Source organism: Nocardioides sp. NPDC057577, assembly GCF_042801335.1.
Taxonomy (GTDB): Bacteria; Actinomycetota; Actinomycetes; order Propionibacteriales; family Nocardioidaceae; genus Nocardioides.
Map to the genome: position 1 here is coordinate 1 of NZ_JBHVGB010000075.1, position 25430 is coordinate 25430.

The 25430-nt window shown below is 70.2% G+C and carries 24 protein-coding genes; 16 read left to right on the plus strand and 8 right to left on the minus strand.

Annotated features, from left to right (window positions below):
- Nucleotides 1-31: 31 nt before the first annotated feature.
- Entirely contained in the window at nucleotides 32-562 is a 531-nt protein-coding gene (locus ACFU7D_RS15995; protein WP_378724938.1) for a Dps family protein, read from the minus strand.
- Between the two features lie 136 nt (nucleotides 563-698).
- Between ACFU7D_RS15995 and ACFU7D_RS16000 the strand changes: the two genes are divergently transcribed.
- The 7 genes from ACFU7D_RS16000 to ACFU7D_RS16030 all read left to right on the plus strand — a co-directional run bounded on the left by ACFU7D_RS16000 (nucleotide 699) and on the right by ACFU7D_RS16030 (nucleotide 7178).
- Nucleotides 699-1673 (plus strand): helix-turn-helix domain-containing protein, encoded by a 975-nt coding sequence (locus ACFU7D_RS16000; RefSeq protein ID WP_378868663.1) that lies wholly within the window; start codon nucleotides 699-701, stop codon nucleotides 1671-1673.
- Nucleotides 1674-1841: 168 nt separating this feature from the next.
- A complete protein-coding gene (locus ACFU7D_RS16005; protein WP_378724934.1) occupies nucleotides 1842-3134 on the plus strand; it encodes an ABC transporter substrate-binding protein in 1293 nt (430 codons plus the stop codon).
- Nucleotides 3131-3916, plus strand: a complete 786-nt coding sequence (locus ACFU7D_RS16010; protein WP_378868666.1) for an ABC transporter ATP-binding protein — start codon at nucleotides 3131-3133, stop codon at nucleotides 3914-3916. Before ACFU7D_RS16005 ends, ACFU7D_RS16010 begins: the two co-directional genes overlap by 4 nt.
- Nucleotides 3913-4641: an ABC transporter ATP-binding protein gene (locus ACFU7D_RS16015; RefSeq protein WP_378868668.1), complete on the plus strand. Its 729-nt coding sequence runs from the start codon at nucleotides 3913-3915 to the stop codon at nucleotides 4639-4641. The genes ACFU7D_RS16010 and ACFU7D_RS16015 overlap by 4 nt, the downstream gene beginning before the upstream one ends.
- Complete coding sequence (locus ACFU7D_RS16020) at nucleotides 4641-5507, plus strand: branched-chain amino acid ABC transporter permease (RefSeq protein ID WP_378868670.1); 867 nt, start codon at nucleotides 4641-4643, stop codon at nucleotides 5505-5507. Before ACFU7D_RS16015 ends, ACFU7D_RS16020 begins: the two co-directional genes overlap by 1 nt.
- Nucleotides 5504-6526: a branched-chain amino acid ABC transporter permease gene (locus ACFU7D_RS16025; protein ID WP_378868673.1), complete on the plus strand. Its 1023-nt coding sequence runs from the start codon at nucleotides 5504-5506 to the stop codon at nucleotides 6524-6526. Before ACFU7D_RS16020 ends, ACFU7D_RS16025 begins: the two co-directional genes overlap by 4 nt.
- Nucleotides 6527-6584: 58 nt before the next feature.
- Nucleotides 6585-7178, plus strand: coding sequence for a TetR/AcrR family transcriptional regulator (locus tag ACFU7D_RS16030; protein WP_378868676.1), 594 nt, complete (start codon nucleotides 6585-6587; stop codon nucleotides 7176-7178).
- Here ACFU7D_RS16030 and ACFU7D_RS16035 read toward each other — a convergent pair.
- Together ACFU7D_RS16035 and ACFU7D_RS16040 are read right to left on the minus strand one after the other, a co-directional pair.
- Entirely contained in the window at nucleotides 7164-9881 is a 2718-nt protein-coding gene (locus ACFU7D_RS16035; RefSeq protein ID WP_378868679.1) for an AAA family ATPase, read from the minus strand. The two genes, ACFU7D_RS16030 and ACFU7D_RS16035, sit on opposite strands and share 15 nt — an antisense overlap.
- Nucleotides 9882-9890: 9 nt before the next feature.
- Nucleotides 9891-10328, minus strand: a complete 438-nt coding sequence (locus tag ACFU7D_RS16040) for a VOC family protein (protein WP_378868682.1) — start codon at nucleotides 10326-10328, stop codon at nucleotides 9891-9893.
- 183 nt (nucleotides 10329-10511) lie between these two features.
- Between ACFU7D_RS16040 and ACFU7D_RS16045 the strand changes: the two genes are divergently transcribed.
- Genes ACFU7D_RS16045 through ACFU7D_RS16055 form a run of 3 tightly spaced genes read left to right on the plus strand, consistent with a single transcriptional unit; the run spans nucleotide 10512 to nucleotide 12110 of the window.
- Entirely contained in the window at nucleotides 10512-10937 is a 426-nt protein-coding gene (locus ACFU7D_RS16045) for an Ohr family peroxiredoxin (protein WP_378868685.1), read from the plus strand.
- Nucleotides 10934-11086 (plus strand): hypothetical protein, encoded by a 153-nt coding sequence (locus ACFU7D_RS16050; RefSeq protein WP_378868688.1) that lies wholly within the window; start codon nucleotides 10934-10936, stop codon nucleotides 11084-11086. The genes ACFU7D_RS16045 and ACFU7D_RS16050 overlap by 4 nt, the downstream gene beginning before the upstream one ends.
- Nucleotides 11079-12110, plus strand: coding sequence for an alpha/beta fold hydrolase (locus ACFU7D_RS16055; protein WP_378868691.1), 1032 nt, complete (start codon nucleotides 11079-11081; stop codon nucleotides 12108-12110). The genes ACFU7D_RS16050 and ACFU7D_RS16055 overlap by 8 nt, the downstream gene beginning before the upstream one ends.
- A 57-nt stretch (nucleotides 12111-12167) precedes the next feature.
- Here ACFU7D_RS16055 and ACFU7D_RS16060 read toward each other — a convergent pair whose 3' ends face one another.
- Together ACFU7D_RS16060 and ACFU7D_RS16065 are read right to left on the minus strand one after the other, a co-directional pair.
- The gene (locus ACFU7D_RS16060) at nucleotides 12168-13388 is read right to left on the minus strand and encodes an epoxide hydrolase family protein (protein ID WP_378868693.1); all 1221 of its coding nucleotides are present in this window, start codon (nucleotides 13386-13388) and stop codon (nucleotides 12168-12170) included.
- 57 nt (nucleotides 13389-13445) lie between these two features.
- Nucleotides 13446-13904 (minus strand): nuclear transport factor 2 family protein, encoded by a 459-nt coding sequence (locus ACFU7D_RS16065; RefSeq protein ID WP_378868696.1) that lies wholly within the window; start codon nucleotides 13902-13904, stop codon nucleotides 13446-13448.
- A gap of 121 nt (nucleotides 13905-14025) precedes the next feature.
- Between ACFU7D_RS16065 and ACFU7D_RS16070 the strand changes: the two genes are divergently transcribed.
- From ACFU7D_RS16070 to ACFU7D_RS16090, 5 genes are all read left to right on the plus strand, one after another.
- Nucleotides 14026-14877: an alpha/beta fold hydrolase gene (locus tag ACFU7D_RS16070; RefSeq protein WP_378868698.1), complete on the plus strand. Its 852-nt coding sequence runs from the start codon at nucleotides 14026-14028 to the stop codon at nucleotides 14875-14877.
- A 95-nt stretch (nucleotides 14878-14972) separates the two neighbouring features.
- Entirely contained in the window at nucleotides 14973-18467 is a 3495-nt protein-coding gene (locus tag ACFU7D_RS16075; RefSeq protein ID WP_378868701.1) for a BTAD domain-containing putative transcriptional regulator, read from the plus strand.
- 118 nt (nucleotides 18468-18585) lie between these two features.
- Nucleotides 18586-20376, plus strand: a complete 1791-nt coding sequence (locus ACFU7D_RS16080; protein ID WP_378868704.1) for an FAD-dependent oxidoreductase — start codon at nucleotides 18586-18588, stop codon at nucleotides 20374-20376.
- A gap of 36 nt (nucleotides 20377-20412) precedes the next feature.
- A complete protein-coding gene (locus ACFU7D_RS16085) occupies nucleotides 20413-21456 on the plus strand; it encodes a maleylacetate reductase (protein ID WP_378868707.1) in 1044 nt (347 codons plus the stop codon).
- Nucleotides 21456-22343: a dioxygenase gene (locus ACFU7D_RS16090; RefSeq protein ID WP_378724902.1), complete on the plus strand. Its 888-nt coding sequence runs from the start codon at nucleotides 21456-21458 to the stop codon at nucleotides 22341-22343. The genes ACFU7D_RS16085 and ACFU7D_RS16090 overlap by 1 nt, the downstream gene beginning before the upstream one ends.
- A gap of 57 nt (nucleotides 22344-22400) precedes the next feature.
- On the opposite strand, the gene ACFU7D_RS16095 is transcribed toward ACFU7D_RS16090, so the two are convergent.
- From ACFU7D_RS16095 to ACFU7D_RS16105, 3 genes are all read right to left on the minus strand, one after another.
- Complete coding sequence (locus ACFU7D_RS16095) at nucleotides 22401-23390, minus strand: hypothetical protein (RefSeq protein WP_378868709.1); 990 nt, start codon at nucleotides 23388-23390, stop codon at nucleotides 22401-22403.
- Nucleotides 23391-23465: 75 nt separating this feature from the next.
- Complete coding sequence (locus tag ACFU7D_RS16100) at nucleotides 23466-24206, minus strand: Clp protease N-terminal domain-containing protein (protein WP_378868711.1); 741 nt, start codon at nucleotides 24204-24206, stop codon at nucleotides 23466-23468.
- A gap of 31 nt (nucleotides 24207-24237) precedes the next feature.
- Nucleotides 24238-25044: a class I SAM-dependent methyltransferase gene (locus tag ACFU7D_RS16105; RefSeq protein WP_378868714.1), complete on the minus strand. Its 807-nt coding sequence runs from the start codon at nucleotides 25042-25044 to the stop codon at nucleotides 24238-24240.
- A gap of 38 nt (nucleotides 25045-25082) precedes the next feature.
- Here ACFU7D_RS16105 and ACFU7D_RS16110 point away from each other — a divergent pair, with 38 nt between their 5' ends.
- Complete coding sequence (locus ACFU7D_RS16110; RefSeq protein WP_378868716.1) at nucleotides 25083-25307, plus strand: hypothetical protein; 225 nt, start codon at nucleotides 25083-25085, stop codon at nucleotides 25305-25307.
- The last annotated feature ends 123 nt before the right edge of the window (nucleotides 25308-25430 follow it).

A 25430-nucleotide genomic window follows, 5' to 3' on the forward strand; every position in this document is an offset into this window, starting at 1 on the left:
CAACTCGCGGGACGCCGTCCTAGGGGAAAGATCAGACGGTCAGCTGAGCGGGCTTGGACTGGTTGGCGACGCGGTTCTCGGAGTCGATGAACCAGGCGAGCTGCTCGACGCGGGTGATGATCGCGTGCAGCAGGTCGGCGGTGGTCGGGTCCTCGGAGTCGATGTCGTCGTGGATGTCACGAGCGGTCTTCGAGGTGGCGTAGAGCGCGGCGGCGGCGAGGTCGGCGGCGGTCGCGGTGTCGACCTCGGTCGCCGGGAGCGGCGCGAGGGTGGTGTCCTCGGCGACGGTGCCGGTGCGGCCGTCGGGGAGGATGTAGAGCGCACGCATGCGCTCGGCGACCTCGTCGGTGAAGTCGCGGGCGGCGTCGACGACCTCGTCGAGGACGAGGTGCATGTCGCGGAAGTTCTTGCCCACGACGTTCCAGTGCAGCTGCTTGCCCTGCAGGCTGAGCTCGGTCAGATCGACGAGCAGGCGCTGCATCTGGGTCGCGAACGCCGGGCTCGGGACGAACGCGGGGTGCGAGGTGTGGGTGGCGCTGCTCGTGGCGGTCTGCGTGGCCATGTTCGGTGTATCCCCCTGGATCGATGTGGTTCGTTCTTGGTGACATCCACTGTGCCACCTTTTCTTGAACGATTCCAGAAAGGTTAGTCTTCCCTAAGTCATCGCCGTGGCTCGCGGCACGCCGTAGAGTCGGTCCGTGCCGCCAGCCGGAGACGATCCAGCCCCCCTCGTCGCGCGGGTTCGCCGCCCGGAGGTCTTCGAGACCAGCCGGCTGAACACGGACGCGCAGGTCGAGGCCTGGGAACGCCACAACGCGTGCGCCCTCGTGGCGCTCGAGTGCCGGCCGATCGACGGCCACGGGTTCGACGCCCAGGAGGTCAACCTGCAGCTCGACGAGATCCATCTGGCGCGGGTCCGGGCCACTCGGCACGTCGTCGAGCGGCCGGCCAGCCTCGTCAAGGAGATCCCGGCCCGGTCGATCGCCGTCTATGCCAGCCTCCGCGGCGAGGCGATCCTGGAGTACGCCGGCCGCCGCAAGGTCATCCGGCCCGGGCAGCTGATCGTGTGCGACGTCGACGCGCCCTTCCTGCGGGGCTTCGGGCACGGGCTCGAGGAGCTCGCGGTCAAGGTGCCGGTTCAGGCCTTCGCGGCTCGCACCGGGATCACGTCGATGCCGGAGCCGCTCGTCCTCGACGCCGGCCGCGACCAGGACCCGCACGGGCGAGCGCTCGTGCAGATGGTCGGCCGCGCGCTCCGCCCCCACGACCCGGTGCCGGCCGACGAGGAGGCCGTGCTCGACCTGATCTCGGTGATCGCCACCGCCGGGAAGGTCTCGCTGGCCACGGCCCACAGGGCAGCGGCGAAGGCGTTCATCGAGGACCATCTCGCCGACCCCGGCCTCTCCGCCACCACCGTCGCCGCGGGCGCCGGTATCTCCGAGCGCCACCTGTCCCGGCTCTTCGCCGACGCCGGCACCAGCGTCCCCCGCCACATCCTCGGCCGCCGCCTCGAGCTCGCCTACGCGATGCTCGCCACCGGCTCGGACCCGGCGATCCGCACCGTCGACGTCGCCGAGAAGTGCGGCTTCACCTCGGCCTCGTACTTCTCCCAGGCCTTCCGCAAGCGCTTCGGCGTCGCCGCCGGAGACGTACGCCGCGCCGCTCGTGCCTGACCGAGTTGTGTACGCCACAGCTCACGTATCGGCGCGAAAGGGTGACAAGTCCACCAAAGTCCGATAGGTCTTCCATGCGATTTTCCGCCAATCGGACCCTGCTTCCCACCTGTAGGGGCGGTGGCGGACGACACTCTCGAACACCCCACACTCTCTAAGGAGACGTACGTGCGCAACGGACTCACCACCGGACGCGGCCTGAGCATGGCCGCCGCCGGTGTCGCAGCGATGGCGCTGACCTTGACGGCCTGCGGGTCGGGCGGCATCGACGACGAAGGCGGTGGCGGCGAGGACACGCTCACCATCGGGTTCGTCTCGACCGAGACGGGCTCCTCGGCGCCGTTCGGCGAGGCGAACAGCTTCGTCGTCGACGAGATGGAGGCCTACTTCAAGGACCACCCGGTCAAGGCAGGCGACAAGGAGCTCGACGTCGAGATCGTGGTGCGCGACGCGCAGAGCGACACCACGAAGGCCGGGGCGGTGGCCGGCGACCTGATCAACAAGGACGGCGCGGACATCATCGTCGCCTCCTCGACGCCCGACATCGTCAACCCGGTCTCGGAGCAGTGCGAGGCCAACTCGATCCCGTGCATCACCACGGTCGCCCCGTGGCAGCCCTTCGCGATCCGCAGCGGCGACAAGCCGGCCGACCTGAAGTACAGCTACCACTTCTTCTGGGGTCTGGAGGACGTCGCGACGGTCTACGCCGACATCTGGGGCAAGGTCCCCAACAACAAGAAGGCCGGCGGCCTGTTCCCGAAGGACCCCGACGGGGAGGCCTGGGGCGCCAACTTCCCGGCGCTGACCGAGGCGTCCGGGGTCAAGATCGACAACCCGGGCAACTACCCCAACGGCACCAAGGACTTCTCCGCCCAGATCAGCGCCTACAAGGGCCACGACGTCCTGGTCGGCGTCCCGATCCCGCCGGACTTCACCACGTTCTGGCAGCAGGCGAAGCAGCAGGGCTACAACCCGAAGGTCGCGACCATCGGCAAGGCGCTCCTCTTCCCGAGCAGCGTCGAGGCGCTGGGCCCGATCGCCCACAACCTCTCCACCGAGGTGTGGTGGACCCCGACCGCGCCCTACAAGTCCTCGCTGACCGGCCAGTCCGCGCAGGAGCTGGCGGATGCGTACGAGGAGAAGACCGGCAAGCAGTGGACCCAGCCGCTCGGCTTCGCGCACGCGCTCTTCGAGGTCGCGACCGCGGCGGTGACCGAGGCCGGCTCGACCGACGCCGACGCGATCACCAAGGCCCTCTCCGGCCTCGAGGTCTCCACGGTCGTCGGTGACGTCGCCTGGGGCAAGGACGCGAACGTCCCGCCGTACGTCGCCAAGACCTCGCTCGCGGGCGGTCAGTGGCGCCAGGTCGAGGGCGGGGAGCACCCGTTCGAGCTGGTCGTCGTGCAGAACTCGCTGGCTCCCGACGTACCTCTCGGGGGCGAGCCCGAGGCACTCAAGTGACCTCTGCCCCACCATCGCTCGAGGTCTCCAGCGGCGTGCCCACCGGCGCGCTGCTGGAGGCCGAAGGCCTGGCCAAGTCGTTCGGCCAGGTCGTCACCGCCCGCTCGGTCTCCTTCCACGTCGCCGCCGGCGAGGCGCTCGGCATCGTCGGGCCCAACGGCGCCGGCAAGTCCACGCTGCTCAACCTGGTGACCGGCACGCTCCCGGTCGACGCGGGCGCCATCCGATTCGACGGCACCGACGTCACCCGGATGCCGGCGGCCCGCCGCACGGCCCTCGGGATCGGACGTACGTTCCAGATCCCCCGCCCCTTCGAGGGGCTCACCGTCTTCGAGAACGTGCTGGTCGGGTCCACCTTCGGTGCCGGCGCGCGTCGCCGCGAGGCCGACGCGCAGGCCTGGGAGGCGCTGGAGACGGCCGACCTGACCCGCTTGGCCAACACCCCCGCCGGCTCGCTGCGGCTGCTCGACCGCAAGCGGCTCGAGCTCGCCCGCGCGCTGGCCACCCGGCCGAGGCTGCTACTGCTCGACGAGATCGCCGGCGGCCTCACCGAGCACGAGCTGCCCGCGCTGATCGAGACCATCTCGGCGATCCGCGACAGCGGCACCGGCGTCGTCTGGATCGAGCACATCGTGCACGCGTTGCTGCAGGTCGTGGACAGGTTGATGTGCCTGGCCCAGGGCGACGTCGTCGCCACCGGCGACCCACGTGAGGTGATGGCGAGCGATGCCGTCGCCGCCGTGTATCTCGGCTCTCCCGACCTGGAAGGCGAGACCCCATGAGCATGCTGCTCGAGGTCGACGCGATCGACGTGAGCTACGGCGACTTCCGTGCTCTGCACGGCATCACCCTCACCGTCGCCGAGGGCGAGACACTGGCAGTGATCGGCGCCAACGGCGCGGGCAAGTCCACGCTGCTGAAGACCATCGCCGGCCTGCTCCGTCCGAGCGCCGGCCAGATCCGCTTCGACGGCCACAACGTCTCCCACACCCCCGCGCACCGACGGGTACGCGAGGGGATCGCGCTCACGCCGGAAGGACGCCGGATCTTCGCCTCGCTCACCGTCGAGGAGAACCTCAAGGTCGGCGCGCACGGGCGCCGGCCCGGCCCCTGGAACCTCCGGACCGTCTACGACGCATTCCCGCTGCTCGCGGAGTTGAGAACGCGCCGTGGAGCCCACCTCTCCGGCGGCGAGCAGCAGGCGACCGCCATCGGCCGGGCGCTGATGTCCAACCCGAAGCTGCTCCTGCTCGACGAGGTCTCGCTCGGCCTCGCGCCGGTCGTGATCGCCGACATCTACCGGGCGCTGCCCACCATCGCGGAGAAGGGGACGACGGTGCTCGTGGTCGAGCAGGACCTCACCCAGGCACTCACGGTCGCCGACCGGGTGCAGTGCCTCCTCGAGGGCCGCACCGTCCTCGAGGGCGCCGCGGCCGACGTCACCCGGGAGCAGGTCCAGGCGGCGTACTTCGGGGTCGATGCCTCGGACGGAAGGGAGGCCGGCTGATGGACTGGATCAACGCGGTCCTCCAAGGACTCCTGCTCGGCGGGCAGTACGCACTCCTCGCCTGCGGTCTGAGCCTCATCTTCGGCGTGATGCGGATCGTCAACCTCGCCCACGGCGTCCTCGCGGTCGCCTCCGCCTATCTCGCGTTCTGGCTCGTCCAGCTGACCGGGATGCCGGCGTTCCTCACCATCGTCATCGTGATACCGGTGCTCGCCGCGGTCGGCTACGCGATCCAGCGCGGCCTGTTCAACAAGGCGCTGCGCCACGGCGAGCTGTCGCCGCTGCTGGTCTCGTTCGGCCTGGCGGTCATCGGCGCCAACCTGCTCCAGGAGATCTTCACCGCAGACTCCCGCAAGATCTCGATCGGCGACCTGTCGACCTCGTCGATGAGGCTGGGCGACCTACGCATCGGTGTCTTCTCACTGATCACGCTCGTGGTGGCGGTCGCCGTCATCGTCGGCCTCCAGCTCTACCTCTCCCACACCCGCATCGGCCGCGCCATGCGCGCGACGAAGGACGACCCCGAGGCGGCCACGCTCATGGGGATCGACGAGAAGCACATGTACGCCCTGGCCACCGCGATCGCCATCGGCACCGTGGCCCTGGCGGGTGTCTTCCTCGGCATGTCGACGCAGTTCAGCCCGACGTACGGGGATCTGGTCCTGATCTTCGCCTTCGAGGCGGTCATCATCGGTGGGCTCGGCTCGTTGTGGGGCACGCTCCTCGGCGGCCTCGTGCTCGGCGTCGCGCAGACCGTCGGCGCCCAGATCGACCCGGCCTACGGCGTCCTCGCCGGTCACCTCGTCTTCCTGGTCGTGCTCCTGTTCCGGCCCCAGGGCCTGCTCCCGAAGGCGGTGGCCGCATGAGCACTCTCGCCATGCAAGATCTCAAGGTCGTACGCGGCGGCTGGCCGTCGCTCACCGGCGGCGGCGTCCTCGCCGCGATCGTGGTGTTCCTGGCCGCGGCGCCGTGGTTCGTGTTCAGCCCGGGCGACGTGACCAACCTGGTCACGCTCTTCGCGCTGATCATCCTCGGCACGACCTGGAACCTGATGGCCGGCTACGGCGGGCTCGTCTCGATCGGGCAGCAGGCATACATCGGCGCCGGCGGCTACGGCGTGATCAAGCTCGCCGACGTCGTCGGGCTGCCGATCCCGGTGGCCGTGGTGGCTGCCGGTGTGGTCTGCGCGGCCCTGGCGATCCCGACCTCGTTCCTGCTGTTCCGGCTGGTCGGAGGCTACTTCGCGATCGGCACCTGGGTGGTGGCCGAGGTCTTCAAGCTGGTCACCCAGGAGCTCCCGGGCTTCGGTGGCGGCTCCGGCATCTCGCTCACCGCCTTCCAGGGCGTCGACCGGGTGACCCGGATCGCGACCGTCTACTACCTGGCGCTCGTGCTGGCCGTGCTCGTCGTGCTCGCGACGTACCTCCTGATGCGCTCGCGCGTCGGGCTCGGCCTGACCGCGATCCGTGACGACTCGGTGGCCGCGGCCTCCCTCGGCGTCGCGGTGCGGCGCTCGCAGCGTCTCGTCTACGTCGCCGCCTCCGGCGGCGCCGGCCTGGCCGGCGCGCTGATCGCGGTCAACGGCCTGCGGGTCTCGCCCGACTCGATGTTCTCGGTCCAGTACACCGCCTTCATGATCTTCATCGTGGTCATCGGCGGGCTGGGGACGATCGAGGGCCCGATCCTGGGAGCGGTGATCTTCTTCGCGCTGCAGCAGCTGCTCGACTCGTACGGCACCTGGTATCTCATCGCGCTCGGCGCGGTCGCGATCGCCGTGGTGCTGCTCGCCCCGCGGGGGCTGTGGGGGCTGGTGACACGGGGTCGCTACGAGGTCTTCCCGGTCGGTCGCCAGGTTTATCCACAGGGTTCTCCACAAGAGCCCTAGTCTGTGGATTTCGGGTGATTTTGGACTGACTGGTCCTGATTCGAGGTAGGCTCGGCGGATGGCCTTCACTACCAAGGGCATGGCCACGCGCCAGCGGCTGCTCGAGGGCGCGGCGACCTACCTCCGCAGCACCGACCCCGGAAATGCGACGTTGGACGACATCCGCGCGGCCACCGGGACGAGCAAGAGCCAGATCTTCCACTACTTCCCGGGTGGCAAGGAGGAGCTGTTCCTCGAGGTCGCCCGGCTGGAGGCCGCCCGGGTGATCGACGACCAGCAGCCGCACCTCAGCGAGCTCGACTCGTGGGCCGCCTGGGACCGCTGGCGCAGGGCGGTCCTGGCGCGCTACCAGGCGCAGGGTGCCAACTGCCCGCTCGCGGCGCTGATGAACCAGGTGGGCAGCGTCCCCGGGGCCGCCGAGGTCTCGACCACGCTGATCCGCCAGTGGCAGGACCAGGTGCAGCGCGGCATCGAGACGATGCAGGCGAACGGCTCCGTGAGCGCCGAGCTCAACGCGCGACGTACGTCGGCCGCGATCATCGCCGGCATCCAGGGCGGTGTCTCGGTGCTGCAGGTGACGGGCAGGACCGACCACCTCGAGGCGATCCTGGCGCTCCTCATCACCCACCTGCGTGAGTCATCTCCCGCCTAGAGCCCCTGCCAGCTCGCGCCGGGAGGCGATCCCGAGCTTCGTGTAGATCTTGCGCAGATGCCACTCGACGGTGCGCGGGCTGAGGAACATCACGGCCGCGATCTCCGGGTTGGTGCGTCCGGCGGCCGCCGCGCGAGCGATCTGGGACTCTTGCGGGGTGAGGCCCTCCTGGACGGCTCCCGTCCGCCGGGGAAGGTTCTCGCCGGCCGCCGCGAGCTCCCGCGCAGCCCGGTCGGCGAAGGCCTCCGCCCCCATCGCGGCGAAGGCGTCGTAGGCCGTACGCAGCACCTGCCGCGCGTCGACGGGGCGGTTCTCCCGACGCAGCCACTCCCCGAAGAGCAGCCGCGCCCGGGCGAGGATCCAGGTCATCCACGACCCGTCGAGCTGCTCGATCGCCTCGAGGTAGAGGGCCTCCGCCTCCGCCGTGGGAGCCACCAACGCGTCGACCAGGGCCTGGACGCCCCGCGCCCACGGGGCGTCGACGCAGCGGGTCCGCTCGGCGAGCCGGTCCCGTGCCTTGGTGGCGCGGGCGAGATCACCTGTACGAGACGCGGCCTCGACCAGCTCCTGAAGCGTCCACTGCAGGACCGCGACGTCACCGTGCTCGGCGGTTCGGTCGGCCGCTTCGAGCGCTTCCGCGTAGCGACCGAGGCCGTTGAGCAGGGTCGCGCGGCTGAACCCGGTGACGGCCAGCAGCCAGCCGAGACTCCCCTCCTCGGCTTCGCGGCCGAGGGCGTCGATCTGGTCCAGCGCCGACGCCTCCTGGCCGCGGGACGCGGCGAGGATGACTGCGGTGGCCGAGCGAGGCGAGGAGCCGGTGGCCCCGCCGAGGGCCTCGGCCTCGGCGACCAGGTCCGCGGCGTCGGCGAAGCGGCCGGCGTGGATCAGCGCCATCGCGCGGGAGGACAGCGCGTAGGGCAGCAGCGAGCGGATGCCGGTCTCGCGGGCGTACGCGAGGGTGCGCTCGGTCCGGGCCTGGTAGTCGGCGTCGTCCCACACCTCGTGCACGAGGATCGCGCACAACCAGGCCAGGTCGACGTCGTTCTCGGGGCCGACCTCGGCCAGGGCTCGGGTGACCAGCGGGACCGAGGCGGCATGGCCGTCGAGGACCCAGGCCGAGAGGGCGGTGAGCAGCAGCCCGGCCGGCTCCTCACCCGCAGGTACGCCGCGGGCGGCCTCCGCCGCCCGGCGCAGCTCGTCGGTGCCGTACCGGCCGGCGTTCACGCCCGCGGCGATCGCCGCGAGGTACGTCTCGCGCGCGGCGCTCGGGTCGAGGGTCTCGAGCCGGTGGGCGGCCTCGAGCAGCGCCGGCACCGCGCCGACGCCGGCGTCGACCGCGAAGGTGACCTTGGCCCGCAGCCGCTCCAACCGGGCCCGCTGGACCAGGTCGAGCGGGCCGAGCTCGGCAGCCGAGAGCGCACCGGGCACATCGGTGAGCGCACCGCACGCGAAGAGCGCCTCGGCCGCGGCGAGCATCCGCCCTGCTCGCGTGGACGCGTCGGGAGTGAGCTCGGCCGCCCGCTCGAGGAAGGCCGCGGCGGCCGCCCGCCCTCCGCGCCCGAGCGCCCGGTCGGCGGACCGCTCCAGCTCGTCGGCCACCTCCTGGTCGGGGCCCAGCGCCGCGTGTGCGCGGTGCCAGGCGCGACGGTCCGGGTCGACCTCGGGATCGGTCGCGTCCGCGAGCGCGGCATGCACCGCACGGAGCGCGGAGGCGTCGGCCCCGCGACGGCTCGCGGAGCGGACCAGCGGATGCCGGAAGCGCACCGTCGTCCCGATCTCCAGCAGGCCGGCGTCCTCCGCCGGGGCGGCGGCGTCCAGACCGATCTCGAGACGCTCGAGGGTCCGCAGCAGCAGGGGGAGGTCGCCCACCGGCTCGACCGCAGCCGCGAGCACCAGAGTCCGAGTGTCGGCCGGCAGCGCGGCGATGCGTCGGGCGAAGCCGTCCTCCATCCGGCTGGTGAGCGGCGTGGAGCTCTGCCCGCCGAACCCGAAGTCGAGCTCGGCCCGGGTCAGCCCGCGCGGCAGCTCGAGCAGGGCGAGAGGGTTGCCCCGCGTCTCGGCGATGATCCGGTCCTGCACCCGGGCGTCCACAGGGCCGTGCAGCGCCGACTCGAGCAGGATGCGCGCGTCGGCGTCCGCCAGACCGGTGACCCGCAGCTCGGGCAGACCACTGAGCAGCTGCTCGTCACCAGGCGTGCGCGCACCGAAGACGAGCGCCACCGACTCGGAGTCGAGGCGTCGGGCGACGAAGGTCAGGATCACCTCCGACATCCGGTCCAGCCACTGGGCGTCGTCGACGACGCAGACCAGCGGGTTCTCGGAGGCGGACTCCGCCATCAGACCGAGCACGGCCAGCCCGACGATCAGCGCCTCGGGCGGTTCGCCGGCGCTGAGGCCGAACGCCGTCGCGAGCGCGGCGCGCTGCGGCTCGGCCAGCCGGTCGATGTGCGGCATCAGCGGCGCGCAGAGCTGCTGCAGCCCGGCGTACGCGATCTCCGACTCGAGCTCGACGCCCGCGGCCCGGACGACCCGGCCCGTGGTCGCGCGATCGCTCAGGTAGTCGAGCAGTGCTGTCTTGCCGGCGCCGGCCTCGCCGCGGACCACGAGCACCCGGCTCTGTCCCGCGCCGATGTCCCGCACGATCCGATCAAGGGCGTCCCGCTCCGTACGCCGCCCACGCAGGGCGGAATTCTCCGTGCTCATCGTCTGTCATTATGACGCGCGTTCGCTCACCTCCTGGAGCAGGAAGCCGTTGCCGTCCGGATCGGCGAACGAGGCGAACGAGGCGTACGACCTCCGGCCGGGGCTCAGCCCGGCCAGCCGGTGCGCGGTCCCGGTGTGGGGGAACACTCCGCCGGCGTCGTGGAAGATCTCGCTCACCTCGACACCGCAACCGAGCAGATCGCGCCGGGCCCGCTCGATGTCGGTGACGAAGAGGTGGAGGTTCTGCACCGAGCCCGGCTCGGCACCCGTGATCCCGCGCCCGATGATGATGGAGGTCGGGGAGCCGGGCGGGGTCAGCTGTACGACGCGGAAGTCGTGGTCGTCGATGTAGTCGGCGTCCTCCCGGAAGCCGATCCGGTGGTAGAAGGCCTTGGCCCGGTCGACGTCGGAGACCGGAAGCACGAGCAGCTCGAGTCTGTAGTCCATGTCGGCACTGTGGCCCAACGGACGGACGACGCGCCCGCGGTCGAGCCACTGGTGATGCCTGGCGCCGGGACACCGGTGGGTGACCCGTGGGTCGGCCAGTGTCCTTCCCTGGTGTCCGGCCAGTGGGTCTGCCGAGAGAGTCAGGGCGTCGAGAAAGACACCTCACCACAGGAGAACATCACCATGGCACTCAGCTACACCGGCACCGTCACCACCACGGGCGAGGGACGCAACGGCGGCCACATCGCGTCGAACGACGGGGCCATCGACCAGGTCCTCGCGACCCCCACCGAGCTCGGCGGCGCCGGCGGCGGCACCAACCCCGAGCAGCTCTTCGCGGCCGGCTGGTCGGGCTGCTTCATGGGTGCGCTCCGGCTCGCGGCGGGCGCCGAGAAGATCCGCCTCGACGGCATCGAGATCACCGCCGACGTCACGCTCAACCACGACGAGACGCAGGGCTTCTTCCTGACCGCGAAGCTCGAGGTCGTGGCCGGCGGCGTCGACGAGGAGACCATCCAGCGCCTCGCTGAGAGGGCCCACCAGACCTGCCCGTACTCGAAGGCCATCACCGGCAACGTCCCGGTCGAGATCATCGCGCGAGCCAAGTGACCTCGAGCGACACCCAGCCCGGGTCGGTCGACGCACTGGCCCGGGCGGCCGATGTCCTGCTGCTCGCCGCGACCACCGCGCTCGGTTGGTCCAGCCCATGGCTCCCCTATCCGACCTCCATCCACGCAGAGAGGGACTTCCATGCTTGATCGACGGAGCTTCACCAAGGCGGTCGGTCTGGCCGCGGGCACGACGGCGCTGATCGCAGCCGGAGGAGGCCCGGCCGCCGGTCAGGCACCCCGGAGGCGTCCGCACGCCCCGGAGAGCACCTCGTTCGAGGACGTCCTGCAGATCGAGGCCGGCGAGCTCAGCGTCGGGTACGTCGACCTGGGCCCGCGCGACGGCCGGCCGGTCGTCCTGCTGCACGGCTGGCCGTACGACATCCACAGCTTCGCCGACGTGGCGCCGATCCTGGCGGCCCAGGGCTACCGCGCGATCGTGCCCTACCTGCGAGGGCACGGCAGCACGACCTTCCTCTCGAGCCGGACGTTCCGCAACGCCCAGCAGTCCCGGGTCGCCCTCGACATCATCGACCTGATGGACGCCCTCGGGATCGAGCAGGCGGTGCTCGCGGGCTACGACTGGGGTTCGCGTACGGCCGACATCATCGCCGCGCTGTGGCCGGAGCGGGTCAAGGCGCTCGTCTCCGTCACGGGCTACCTCATCACCAACCGGGAGACCCAGAAGAAGCCGCTCCCGCCGGCCGCGGAGTGGGCGTGGTGGTACCAGTACTACTTCGCGACCGAGCGCGGAGCCCAGGGCCTCGCGGACGAGACGTACCGCGTCGACCTCGGCCGCCTGGTCTGGCGCTTCAACTCGCCCACCTGGGCCTTCGACGAGGCGACCTTCCTGCGCTCGGCCGAGGCCTTCGGCAACCCGGACTACGTCGACATCGTGCTCCACAACTACCGCTGGCGGCAGGGCCTGGCCGACGGCGACCGACGCTACGACGCCCTCGAGCGCAAGCTCGCCGCCGGGCCGTCGATCTCGGTCCCGACCATCACCCTCGACGGTGAGAAGGACCCGTTCACGCCCGCCGGCGACGGTGCCGGCTACCGCGACCACTTCACCGGCCCCTACGACCACCGCACGCTGGCCGGTATCGGTCACAACGTGCCGCAGGAGGCGCCGATGGAGTTCGCCCGCGCCGTGGTGGACGCCGACTCCCTCTGAGGCCGCACGACGAAGCCGCCCCGATCCAGGAGGATCGGGGCGGCTCTGTCGTTCAGGTCAGCCGAGGATCCGGCGGAAGGTCTCCTGCAGGTCGGCGGCGAACGCCTCGGGGTTCTCGTAGTGGACGAAGTGGCCACCCTTCAGGTGGGCGTTGACGTTGACCACGTTGAACATCCCGCGCGTCGGGCCGTTCTCGAAGGCGGCGATCCGGTCCTCGACCGTGTCGATGGCCGGTGGGTACGCGTCGCCGAGCAGGAACGTGAACCCGGCCGGCGGCTCCACGACCGGCCGACGGTCGTGGGAGGGCACGAACCGGTAGCGCTCCGCGTTGCGGTACATCCGGATGGAGGTGCCGATCGACTGCGTCACCCAGAAGATGGTCGCCTGGGTGAGGATGAAGTCACGCGGGAACGCTTCCTCGAAGTCGCCCCGCTTGTCGCTCCAGGACTTCCAGCGCTTGAGCAGCCAGGCCAGCATCCCGATCGGGGAATCGTTGAGGCCGTGCGTCAGCGTCGAGCCGTCCAGCATGTGCGCGGCGACGTGCGAGGCGTACGTGTCGACGAAGTACGTCCAGCCGGCCCGCCACTCCGCCGAGGCGTCCTCGGGGGCCTTGGCCCCGTCGGTCAGGTCCCAGAACCGCTCGTTCTCGAACATCCCGGGGACGAGATCATGGCCGTAGTGCAGGCCGATGATGCTGTCGGCGTACTTGTGGCCCAGCGCGCTCGTGACGAGGGCGCCGTAGTCGGAGCCGGCCACCGCGTACTTCTCGTAGCCGAGCACCCCGGTCATCAGCTCGTGCATGATGTCGGCGATCTTCCAGTAGTTCAGATCGCCACGGCCGACGGGCGTCGAGAAGCCGAAGCCGGGGAGGTCCGGGATGATCACGTCGAACGACAACGAGGGGTCGCCGCCGTGGGCGGCCGGGTCGGTCAACGGCTCGATGAGCTGGTAGCTGAACTCGCCGGGCCACGGCCAGCCGTGGTGGATGATCAGCGGGACCGGGTCGGGGCCCTTGCCGCGTACGTGGACGAAGTGCACCGGCGTGCCGTCGATCTCGACCTGGTGGCGGTCGTAGGTGTTGAGCCGCTCCTCCTGGGCGCGCCAGTCGAAGCCGTCGGCCCAGTACTCGACGAGAGGCTTCAGGTACGCGGTGCTGATCCCGTAGTAGCCCTCCTCGTTGTCGAGGTCGTCGAAGAAGCGGGTCCGCCTCAGGCGGTCCCGGAGGTCGTCCAGGGCGTCCTGCGGGACGTCGATCTTGAAAGGGGTCGCCTCGGTCATGGTGTGTGCTGCTCTCTCTGTTCGGTGTGAAGGTCGGTGTGAAGTTCGGTGCGAAGGTCAGTTGAAGAAGTCGAGCCGGACGCGGGTCTGGGTCAGCTCGGCGATCCGCCAGGAGCCGTCGGTCCTGACGAACCGGGCGTGGTAGTGGCCGAACCCGTGCATGCGGCGGAAGGGGATGGCCTCGGACAGCTCGGCGTCCTCGGGCCGGGTGACGATGTCCTCCATCGCGAAGACGCCGTTCGCGCTCGTCTCGGAGTCGACGTCGATCTCGTCGGAGAACAGGTGGTGGATCAGGGTGACGCCGGGGCCGCCGCTCGCGCCGACCGTCGCGGTGATCTCCTCGCGTCCGTTCATGTGCAGCCAGACCGACCCGTCCGGCTTGTGCGGGGTGAAGGTGCCGTCCTCGGTGAACAGGTTCGCCAGGTCCTGCCAGCGCTGGTGGTCGGCGTAGCGGACGTAGCGGGCCATCAGACGGCGTACGTCCTCGGTGATGCCGAGTCGCTCGAGGGTCTCCATGAGATTTCCTTCCTGTGTGGACTACTTGGTCCAAACAGGATGCTCCGCGAAATTTGGACCCACAAGTCCAGAATCTCGGCGGAGTGAACCCGTCGCCTTACTGGCGGGTAACATTGCTCGGGTGACCGAGACTTCGTCCCCCACGACCATCCTTGAGGCGTACGCGATCGAGCGTGCCGAGGGCACCAGCTTCACGCTGACCGTGGTCCGTGCGGCGGACCCCGAGGCGCCGACGCTGCTGGTCGTGCCCGCGATGGGCATGCCGGCCGGCTACTACGACAAGCTGATCGCGGCCTTCGCGGAGGCGGGGATCAACGTCAGCCGGATGGAGCAGCGTGGCCACGAGGAGCTCGGCGGGTGCGTCGCGGGCTGGTCCTACGACTTCGGCTACGCCGACCTCGTCGACGACATCGCCGCGGCCGTCGACCGCCTCGGCGAGCTGATCCCGACCTCGGCCGGCGCGGCGTACGTCCTCGGGCACAGCCTCGGCGGCCAGGCCGCCAGCGCCTACGCAGCCCTGCACCCCGACCGGGTCGCCGGTCTGATCTACGTCGCCTCGCAGACGCCCTACTGGCGCAACTACGGCCCGGGCTTCCTGGTCGCCAGCCAGGCGATGGGCCTGGTCGGTCGCGTCGTCGGCCACTTCCCCGGCAAGCAGCTCAAGTTCGCCGGCCGCGAGGCCCGCACCCTGATGAGGGAATGGGCGCGGTACGCCCGCACCGGCCGGCTCCGGCTCGGCAGCCCGGCCCGCGACGTCACCCCGGCCATGCGCGCCCTCGCGAAGCCCGCGCTGATCGTCTCCATCGAGGGCGACTGGCTGGCGCCCAGCGAGACGGTCGACGAGATCCACCGTCGGATGCCGGGGCTCGAGGTCGCCCGCGTGCACCTGGACGAGCCCGGCATCGACCACTTCAAGTGGGCCCGGAAGCCGGACTCGACGATCGCCGCGATCCTGGACTGGCTCTCGCGCTAGTCGCGCGTCTCGGAGTCGAGTCGAGCGGGGACCGGTTAGTCGCGGCCGAACCGAGCCGGGTTGACGCCCGCTCTGGCGCGGCCGACAGTTGTGAGATGGAGATCGCGGTGCTGGGTCCCCTGAGCGTGGACGGCGACCCGCGTCGGGTCGGTGGCCGTGACCGGTTGGTCCTGGCAGCGCTGGCCACGGCGCCCGCCGAGGCCTTCAGCGTGGACCGCCTTGCCGACATTCTCTGGGGGGATCGCCCGCCGGCTTCGTTTGCCAAGAACATCCAGGGTTGCGTGTCGCGGCTGCGCAGCCTGCTGGGAGCGGACGCGATCGGGACCGTGCCCAACGGGTATCGGCTGACGCTGCCGGTCGGGACCCTGGACTCCCAGCGGTTCGAGGAGCTGCTGAGGCAGGCACGGGCGCTCGTCGAGGACGACTGGGCATCGGCGCGCGACCTGCTCGAGTCAGCGTTGGGCCTGTGGCGGGGGTCTGCCTACCCCGAGCTCGAGGACTGGAATCGGGGCCGGCAGGAGGCAGCGCGCCTCGAGGAGCTGCGACACGACGTCGAGGAGCTGCTGATCGAAGGCGAGCTTCGCGCCGGCCGCCATCGCGAGATCGTCCCCCGCGCACGAGCGATGGTTGATGCTGCGCCGATGCGTGAGCACCGGTGGGCGCAGCTGGCACTCGCCCTGTACCGCAGCGATCGGCAGGCGGAGGCCCTGGAGGCGCTGCGTACCCTGCGCGCCCTCCTGTCCGACCAGCTCGGGCTGGATCCGGGCGAGGAGGTGGTGCGGCTCGAAGCCGCCATCCTCAACCACGACGCGGATCTCAAGGCTGCAGCCGTCAGCGCGACCCCCCGGCCACGGGTACGGCGGACCGCTCCACACATTCCCGGGGCGCCCCCGGGCCGTCGGCTGGCCGGAAGGGTGGAGGAGCTGCATGTACTGGGAGAGCTGCTGAGACGAGGGATCGACGGCTCCCCGGGCGCGGCGATCGTCCATGGCGAGGCCGGCGTCGGGAAGACGCGGTTGGTCACGGAGGCAGCCGACACGGCGCGGGATCTCGGGTACGACGTGCTGTGGGGGCGGTGCACGCGCTTCGGCGCTGCCTCGGCGCCGTACGCCCCGTTCGGGATGGCCCTGGAAGCCTGGCTGGCGAATGCATCGACGTCAGCCCGGGCTGATCTCCTGGCCGTGGCGCCACGGCTGGACTCGGTCCTCCCCTCGCTCGTTGGGGCGGCGGCCGAGGAGCCCCAACGCCTCCTTCCGGAGATTGCGCGGGGCCTGGTTCGGCTGGCGACTCACGGCCCCGCTCTGCTCGTGATCGACGATCTGCAGTGGGCAGACGTCTCGTCGCTGGACCTGTTGGGATACCTGATCGCGGGCTTCGATGCCCAGGATCTCGTCGTCATGGCGACGGTCCGCGACGAGGAGCTCGATCCGGGCCATCGACTTCACGGGTGGCTGGCCGACGTTCGCAGATTCCCCGGAGTCCGGGATCTGCGGCTCCGCCGCCTGAGGGTCGAGGAGACGGAGCAGCAACTGGAGGCGCTGCTCGGTGCCAGCCCGAGCCTGAAACTGCTGGAGGCGGTCCACGGCCGGTCCTTGGGCAATGCGTACCTCACCGAGCTGCTGGCGCAGGACCTCGACACGGAAAGTGAAGCCCTTGCGGCGGCCCTCCCCGACGTCCTGGCGGACGCACTGCTGGCCGCGTGGCGCCGGCTCGGTCAGGACGCCCAGGAGGTCGCGCGACTGCTCTCGGTCGCCGGCCGACCGCTGACGTTCGACGAGTATGCCGTCATGGCCGGCCTGATCGCACTCGACAGCCAGGCCCTGTCCCGGTGCCTGGTGCAGGCGACCGCCGTTGGAGTGGTCACGGTCGACCGCGATGACCGCTACTGGTTCCGTCATCCGCTGCTGGCCGAAGTCCTCTACGACACGTTCCTCCCCGGGCAGGCCGTTCCGTTGCATGCGGCGATCGCCGGCACCTTGACCACGCCCAGCGGCTCGAGGGCCGGGGAGATGCGCCGCTGGGGAGACCTCGCCCTGCACCACGAACGGGCGGGTGCCGTCGACGAGGCGGTCCGTTGCTCGCTGGCGGCGGCCGGGCTGGCCGAGCATTTGCGCGTCTTCCCCGAGCAGCTGACCCACCTGAGGCGCGTCATCGAGCTCCTGCCGAGGGCCGGTGAACCGACCCGACGGGCTGTCGGTGACCAGGTCCTCCTGCTCACCCGCGCGGCGGAGGTGGCCGCGTTGACGGGCGACTTCGATGCGGAGTACGACTGGCTCGATCGCGCCCGCATGCTGGTCGATCGAGCCACGCACCCCCTCCTGGCTTCGAAGATCCTGTGCCTGTGGTGGGACTCGGTGTTCAACTCCGCACACACCTCGGAACGGCCCATGGCCGAGATCCGCGAGGCGGTCGACCTGGCATCGGCATTCCCAGACAGCGTGGAATACGTGCGGGCTCTGGGCCTTCTGTCCGAGACCGAATCATGGCGAGGACTGCCAGCGGCCGCTGAACACGCCGAGCAGGCACTCGAGGCCGCCGTCCGGTGCGGTACGGACCTCGCGCGAGCCGTGGGTCTCCAAGCCCAGACGTTTGCAGTGTTCGGCAGCGCCCGCGCGATGAACCACGAGTCACAGCGGGGCGACGCCGAGCGGGCGCACGAGCTGGCGCTGTCCATCGGCGATCCCGCCTTGCTGGCCCGGACCGGTTGGGGGCTGGCGCTTGCAATGCAATGGCCGGGCGAGACTCGACGCGTGGCATGGTCGGCCTACGGCGATGTCACCGCCCACGGATCACCGGTCCCCGGAGCCTGGCTGGCCATCATCGCTGCAGAGGCTGCCATGTGCGAAGGAGATCTGGCCGGAGCGCGCGACTCGCTCAAGGAGATTCTGGCCGCTCGGCTCGCCAAGATCGCCGATGTGGCCGCCAGGCTGCTGGGCTGTGTCCTTGCCTGCCGGCTGGGGAGGCTCGACGAAGCGGACCAGCATCTGCACCGCGCCGAGGAACTGATCCCGGACTTCCTGTCCATGGTGGGCCTGAACGGCGCAAGAGCCTGCGCGGAGCACTTGATCAGCCACGACAGACCCGAGCGGGCAGGACAGATGGTCCTCGACCATCTCCAACTCGACCGCAGCGACCCGGACACAGCCGCAGACCTGCTGCGGTTGGGTGCGTGGGCCGCTGCGGACCTGGCGTCGATCGACTCCTCGGGAACCGGGTCGACAGGTCGCGGGCAACGCCTGCTCGACAGGCTGCTCGAGGAAGCAGAGCGGCTTCCCTGGGATCCCTTCGCAGCCCAACCCGAACTGCGGTCGCTGTTCGAGGCAGAATCAGCTCGTTGTCGACGAAGCGACGACGAGGTCGATCTCTGGAAGACCGCCCTCGACCATTGCGTCAGTGCCCATTGGGGTTGGGAAGTGGCCGTCGCTTCATGGCGCTGCGCCGAGGCGACTGCGAGAACGGGGCAGTCCGGCCAGACGGACGCCATGCTCGAGCAGGCCCTTCAACTGGCCCGGGAGATGGGCGCCAAGCCCATCGAGCGAGCGGTGCTGGCCCTGACCGCGCCCGACGCGGATCAGCCGTCGAGGTGCTAGGTACGTACGCATTTCCGCCAACCCGCGACCCCACCTTTGAAGCGGCCCGATCGGGCCGGTAAGACTCGCCTTGAGACTGCGATCCCACACCCCGCCGCGGTCTCAGAAAGGTGAGAACATGCCAGTCTTCGACGACGGCCAGCAGGAGACCGAGGTCCCCGAGACCGAGGATGTCGTGACCACCGACGTCCTCGTCGTGGGATCCGGCCCGGCCGGTGCGTCCGCCGCGCTCTTCTTGAGCGAGCTCGGTGTCGACAACATCATGATCACGAAGTACCGCTGGACCGCGAACACCCCGCGGGCGCACATCACCAACCAGCGCGCGATGGAGATCTTCCGCGACCTGGGCATCGAGGAGCAGGTGCTGGCCGACGCGACGCCGCACGAGCTCGTCGGGGACACCGTCTTCTGCACGAGCATCGCCGGCGAGGAGATCGGCCGGATCCGCACCTGGGGCACCCGCCCGGACCGGGAGGCCGACTACCAACTGGCGAGCCCGTGCCTGACCGTCGACATCCCGCAGACGTACCTCGAGCCGATCCTGGTCCGCAACGCGACCGAGCGCGGCACCCAGACGCGGTTCTCCACCGAATACCTCAGCCACACCCAGGACGACGAGGGCGTCACCACGATCGCCCGCGACCGGCTGACCGGCCACGAGTACAAGATCCGGTCGAAGTTCCTCATCGGCGCCGACGGCGCCCGCACCCAGGTCGGCGCCGACATCGACCTGCCGCTCGAGGGCGCGATGGACATCGCCGGGTCGATGAACATCACCTTCAAGGCCGACCTCTCCGAGCTCGTCGACCACCGCCCCTCCGTCCTCTACTGGGTCATCCAGCCGGGCTCGAACGTCGGCGGCATCGGCACCGGTCTGGTCCGCATGGTCCGCCCCTGGGACGAGTGGCTGATCGTGTGGGGCTACGACATCAACCAGCCGCCGCCCGAGCTGACCGAGGAGTACGCGGTCAAGGTCATCCGCGACCTGCTCGGGATGCCCGACCTGGAGCCGGACGTGACCGGCTACTCGCTGTGGGGCGTGAACGAGATGTACGCCACCCACGCCCAGAAGGGGCGCGTCTTCTGCGCCGGCGACGCCATCCACCGGCACCCGCCGTCGAACGGTCTCGGCTCGAACACGTCCATCCAGGACTCCTACAACCTGGCCTGGAAGCTCGCTGCCGTGGTCCAGGGCTACGCCGAGCCGTCGCTCCTGGAGTCCTACTCCGCCGAGCGTGCCCCGGTCGCCAAGCGCATCGTCACCCGCGCCAACCAGTCCGCGCGCGAGTTCGGTGAGCTCTTCGAGGCGCTCGGTGTCGTCGGTCTCGAGGGCGAGGAGATGGCCAAGGCCATCGAGGAGCGCAAGGCCAACACCCCCGAGGGCGCCGCCAAGCGGGCCGCCCTGGTCACCGCGATGGAGCGCAAGAACTACGAGTTCAACGCCCACGGCGTCGAGCTCGGCCAGTTCTACGAGTCCGACGCGATCGTCTCCGACGGCACCCGGCCCGCGCCGACCGACGACGAGGACCTCTACCACCGGATGTCCACCTCGCCGGGCGCTCATCTGCCGCACGCCTGGGTCGGCGACAACGTCGAGAAGCACGCGATGCTCGACCTCGCCCCCTACACGCAGTGGACGCTGATCACCGGTGTCGCCGGCGAGGCGTGGTCGGAGGCGGCGGAAGCGGCCCGGACGAAGTTCGGGATCCCGCTCCAGACCGTCGTGATCGGTCCCGGCCGGGAGGTGACCGATCTCTACTTCGACTGGGCCAAGCTCCGCGAGGTCGAGGAATCGGGCGCGATCCTGGTCCGTCCCGACAAGCACGTCGCCTGGCGCTCCATGTCGCTTCCCGACGACCCCGGCGCGGTGCTGGGCGAGGCGGTCGCGACGCTGCTGGGCAAGGCCTGATCGTTCCGGCTGAGCGGGGGGAATCTCATGAAGTTCATGCATGAATCGCTGCCGCAGCGGGTCCGCTTCGCCACCGGCGAGGCACCCGCGGCGGTGGCCGCCGAGATCGAGACACTCGGGGCAGAGCGGGTGATGGTCATCGCCTCCACGCGCGAGGCCGAGCTCGCCGCCCGGGTGACCGATCTCGTCCCGGTCGCGGTGCGCCAGGACGAGGTCGTGATGCACGTCCCGGTCGAGGTCGCCGAGCGCGCCCGGGGCCGGGCGGCCGAGTCCGCGGTCGACGCGCTGGTGTGCGTCGGCGGCGGCTCGACCACGGGCCTGGCCAAGGCCGTCGCGCTCACCACGGGCCTGCCGATCGTGGCGGTCCCGACGACGTACGCCGGATCCGAGGCGACCAACGTCTGGGGCTTGACGTCGGGCGAGACCAAGACGACCGGCATCGACGCCCGCGTGCTGCCGAGGTCGGTCGTCTACGACGCCTCGCTGCTGACCACGCTGCCCGGCGAGATGACCGTCGCCAGCGGCCTGAACGCGCTCGCGCACTGCGTCGACGCGATGTGGGGCCCGCGGGTGGATCCCATCGACCAGGTCTTCGCCGCCGAGGGCATCCGGGGGCTCGCCACCGGACTGTCGCTGGTCGCGTCAGACGGTGCGAGCGTCGAAGGGATCGAGCAGACCCTCTACGGCGCCTACCTGGCGGCGGTCTCCTTCACGTCCGCCGGCTCGGGGATGCACCACAAGATCTGCCACGTGCTCGGCGGCATGTTCAACCTGCCGCACGCCCAGACCCACGCGGTCGTGCTGCCGCACGTGCTCGCCTTCAACGCGCCGTCCGCCCCCGAGGCGGAGGCACGGATCGCGGCGGCCTTCGGGGCGCCGAGCGCCGTGGCGGGGCTGGCGGAGCTGCGTACGAGCCTGTCTGCGCCGAAGGCGCTCAAGGACTTCGGCATGCCCGAGGACGGCATCGCCAAGGCGGTCGCCCCGATCATGGCCGCCATCCCCGACAACAACCCGACCCCGGTCACCGAGGAGAACCTGACCGCGCTGCTGACCGCGGCGTGGATGGGAGAGGAGAGCTGATGAGCACCGAGATCTCGCCGGAGCAGCAGGCGGTCGAGCAGACCCTTGTCGACACCGTGGTCGCGTCCTTCGACGCCTGCGAGGACCCGCGCCTGAAAGAGGTCATGGTCTCCCTGACGCGTCACCTGCACGCCTTCATCCGCGACGTACGCCTCACCGAGGAGGAGTGGGGCGCAGCCATCGATTTCCTGACGAAGGCCGGCCACATCACCGACGACGTACGCCAGGAGTTCATCCTCCTCTCCGACACCCTCGGCGCCTCGATGCAGACGATCAACATCAACAACCAGGCGTACGCCGACGCGACCGAGGCCACGGTGTTCGGGCCGTTCTTCGTGGAGGACTCACCGGGGATCGAGCTGGGTGGGGACATGGCCTTCGGGGCCCCGGGTGAGCCGTGCTGGGTCACCGGAACGGTCACCGGCACCGATGGAAAGCCGCTGGTCGGAGCCAAGATCGAGGTCTGGGAGGCGGACGAGGACGGGCTCTACGACGTGCAGCGGGATGCCGGCGCACGGGCGGCCCGGGCGCACCTGTTCACCGACGCCGAGGGCGGCTACCGGTTCTGGGGGCTGACGCCCACGCCGTACCCGATCCCCGACGACGGTCCCGTCGGCAAGATGCTGGCCGCGGTCGGACGCTCGCCGCTGCGCGCCTCGCACCTGCACTTCATGGTCACCCACGAGGGCTGCCGCACCCTGGTCACCCACATCTTCCCGGAGGGCGACCCGATCGGCTGGAAGGACACCGTCTTCGGGGTCAAGGAGTCGCTGATCAAGCGGTTCGAGCAGCAGCCCGCCGGGACGCCGACGCCGGACGGCCGGGCCGTCGACGGCACCTGGTCGTCGGTGCGGTTCGACATCGTCCTCGCGCCAGTGGGGGCCTGAAACGTCCCTGGCGTGCTTCGGCCACAGGGGTGTTGCCCGGGCACGTCAGGGACCCCCTCAAGGGGCCCGATGGACGATGTAGGTGAACTCCTCGTGGACCAGGACGTTGCCGGCGGAGTCCGTGATCACGAGGTGATCGGTCACGCGGGAGTCCGGCGGATAGGAGTCGAACCCGATCGGCACCTCGGTCACGGTCTCGCCTTCGGGGAGGAAGGATCCCTTCACGTCGAGCCCGCCCGGCGGAGCCGGATGGTCCAGGGTGATCCGGAGGGTCCCGTGCACCCAGCCCTCGGTCCCCTCGGGCGTCAGGATCGGCTCGTTCACCGTGAACCGATCCCCCTCCCTAAACGTTCGGATCTCCGGCCGGACCTGCATCACCCGGGTGGCGCTCTTCCGGTTCCGGGTCGCCTTGATCGTGACGTTGAACGCGGGCATCGTCCCGGTGGCAGGCGCCTTCGTGACCGCCGTGAAGGACGCCGTACGCCGCCCGGCCTGGATCGTGAGCGTGCCCGGGACCGTGACCCAGGACGAGCTCGAGGTGAGGCTCACCGCCAGGGACGTCTTGGCGACGCAGTCGAGTGTGACCGTCCCGCTGGCGCGCTGCCCGGCATGGACGTAGGCGGGCAGCGCCACGGTGGACGGCACCGGCGTGGGGTAGCACGGGGTGGCCGTGCGGACGAGTGTCACGCGGCGTACGACTCCCTTGTAGGTCGCCTTGACCCTGCCGCTGGTCCGGACCGTCGTGGGTGAGGTCCGGACGGTGACCTCACGCGTGCTCCGGCCGCCGGCGACATAGACGTACGCCGGGACCCGGATGCCGGTGCTCGCCCACAGGGCGACCTTGGCGCGCCTGGGTGTCCGGCAGGTCAACCGGATCGTGGCGGTGGTCGAGGCGCCTCCGGCCACACTGCTCCTGGCGAGGGTCAGCGACTTGAGCGCCGGCCGACAGGCTGCCTCCGCCGGCGACGGCGTCACCGCGGCCGGCACGTTGAGGACGGCGGCGGCCAGGACGAGGCCGAGAACGAGTCGGCCGAAATAGCGTGGCATGGGGTACCTCCAGATCCTCGGAAAGTACCGAAACCGCCGGCACGCGCAGCTCGCTCGTGTCGGCGGTCCCTCAGATCAGGTACCCGGGTCGAAGTCGACCTTGAGCGAGTCGAGGATCGAGGTGATGCTCTGCTCGGTGCTCGCCTTCTCGATCCCGGCCTCATGGAGGATGCCGGCGCCGTCCTCGTGCTCGAGGAGGGCGAGCAGGATGTGCTCGGTGCCGACGTAGGAATGCTCGAGCCGCAGGGCCTCGCGGAAGGTCAGCTCGAGCACCTTCTTGGCGTCGGCGGTGAACGGGATCATCTCGCCGACCTCGCCGTAGGGCTCCGGGGTAGCCGCGGTCGCCGCCGCGCGCACGGCGTCGAGGGTCACGTCCTGGGCCCTGATCGCGTGGCCCGCGACGCCCTCCGGCTCGGCGAGGAGGCCGAGCACGAGGTGGGGTACGCCGGTCTCCGCGTTCGCGGCCTTCCGTGCCTCCCCCTGGGCGGCGACGACCACTGTGCGGGCACGCGGGGTGAACTTCGCGAACCCGGCGTTCGGGTCGAGCGACTGGTCGCCGGCCTTGGGGACGTACTTCTTCTGGGCGGCCTGCTTCGTCACCCCCATCCGGGTCCCGATCTCGGTCCAGGAGGCGCCGGAGCGGCGGGCCTGGTCGACGAAGTGCCCGATCAGATGGTCGGCCACCTCGCCCAGGTGCTCGCCGACCACCATCGCGTCGGCCAGCTGGTCCAGGGGCTCGTCCCGAGCCTTCTTGATCGAGTCGATCAGGGTGTCGAGGCGTACGGCCTTGAGGGCAGGGTCTGGGGTGCTGGTCATGCGTTTCTCCTAGGTCGATCTGAAATGACAGTCATGGCACTCGCCGGAGTGGGATCGCGATGCCCACCGTGACGGTGTTCAGGGTGAACTTCCCGCCGAGGTCGTCGATGGCCGCACCGACCACCTCCAACACCGGCGCACACTGTTCGCGCGAGAGCCGGGTGAGGAAGCCTTGTGTCGGCACGAAGTCGAGCCACTCCTCGCGGGTGAAGTCACGCGACCACGAGAACCGCCACGGCTCCGGCTCTGCGAACCCGCCGAGGTCGACGAAGCGCTCGCCGACCTGCCGGGCACCCTCTTCGTACGTCTTGTCGGCCTGCTTCATGGCGCCCAAGCCGAGCGGGAGGTCGGGCGCGACGTCCCTCAGGCCCTCGAGAAGGGCATCGCCGACCGACGCGGGCGGCTCATAGACGTTCCAGAAGGCCGCGAACAACCCGCCGGGGCGCAGCACGTCTCTCACCTTCGCGGCGCCGGCAACCGGGTCCACCCAGTGCCACGCCTGCGCCGAGATGACGGCGTCGAACGTACGCCCTGCGGCATCCCAGTCCTCGAACCTCGACTCCTCCACGACGAGCCCGCGCGAGCGGGCGTACGCCGCCATCCGACCGTCCGGCTCGACGCCGAGCACGCTTGCGCCGACCGCCTGAAGCTGCCTGGCCTCGATCCCCGTCCCACACCCGACATCCAGTACCTCGGGACCGGGGGAGAGCATCAGGATCCGGGCGATCAGCTCGTCGGGATAAGCCATCCGGGCTCGGTCGTAACGGTCGGCGTCAGCACCGAACGACTCGGCCATCTGTCGTTGTCGATGCGCGGCGGCGGATTCAGAAGTGGCCATGCGTCAACTCTAGGTTGACGAATGCATGACGTCAACCGTTGGTTGACGATCTGCTGGCCCCGGATCTCGTGAAGAACATCTGCCTAGGATGTCCAGATAGGGAGGTGGTTGCCGTGGTGGTGAGCATTGACGACTATCGCCGAATGTCCGAGCCGAAGGTGTCGCTGGCCGAGTATCTGCTCAGCGGGCCGAAGATCGATGACCTCGATCTCGAGCGCGACCGTTCGCTTCCTCGTGATCTCGATGTGGACGAACTGAGATGAGCTACCTGCTCGACACCGATGTGGTGTCCGAGTGGAACGCGTGCTCCCTGTGATGGTCGACATCGCGAAGCGGCGGGGTGGCCTGAAGGCAGAAACGCAGCGGGTCGGCCATCCGTGGATGGC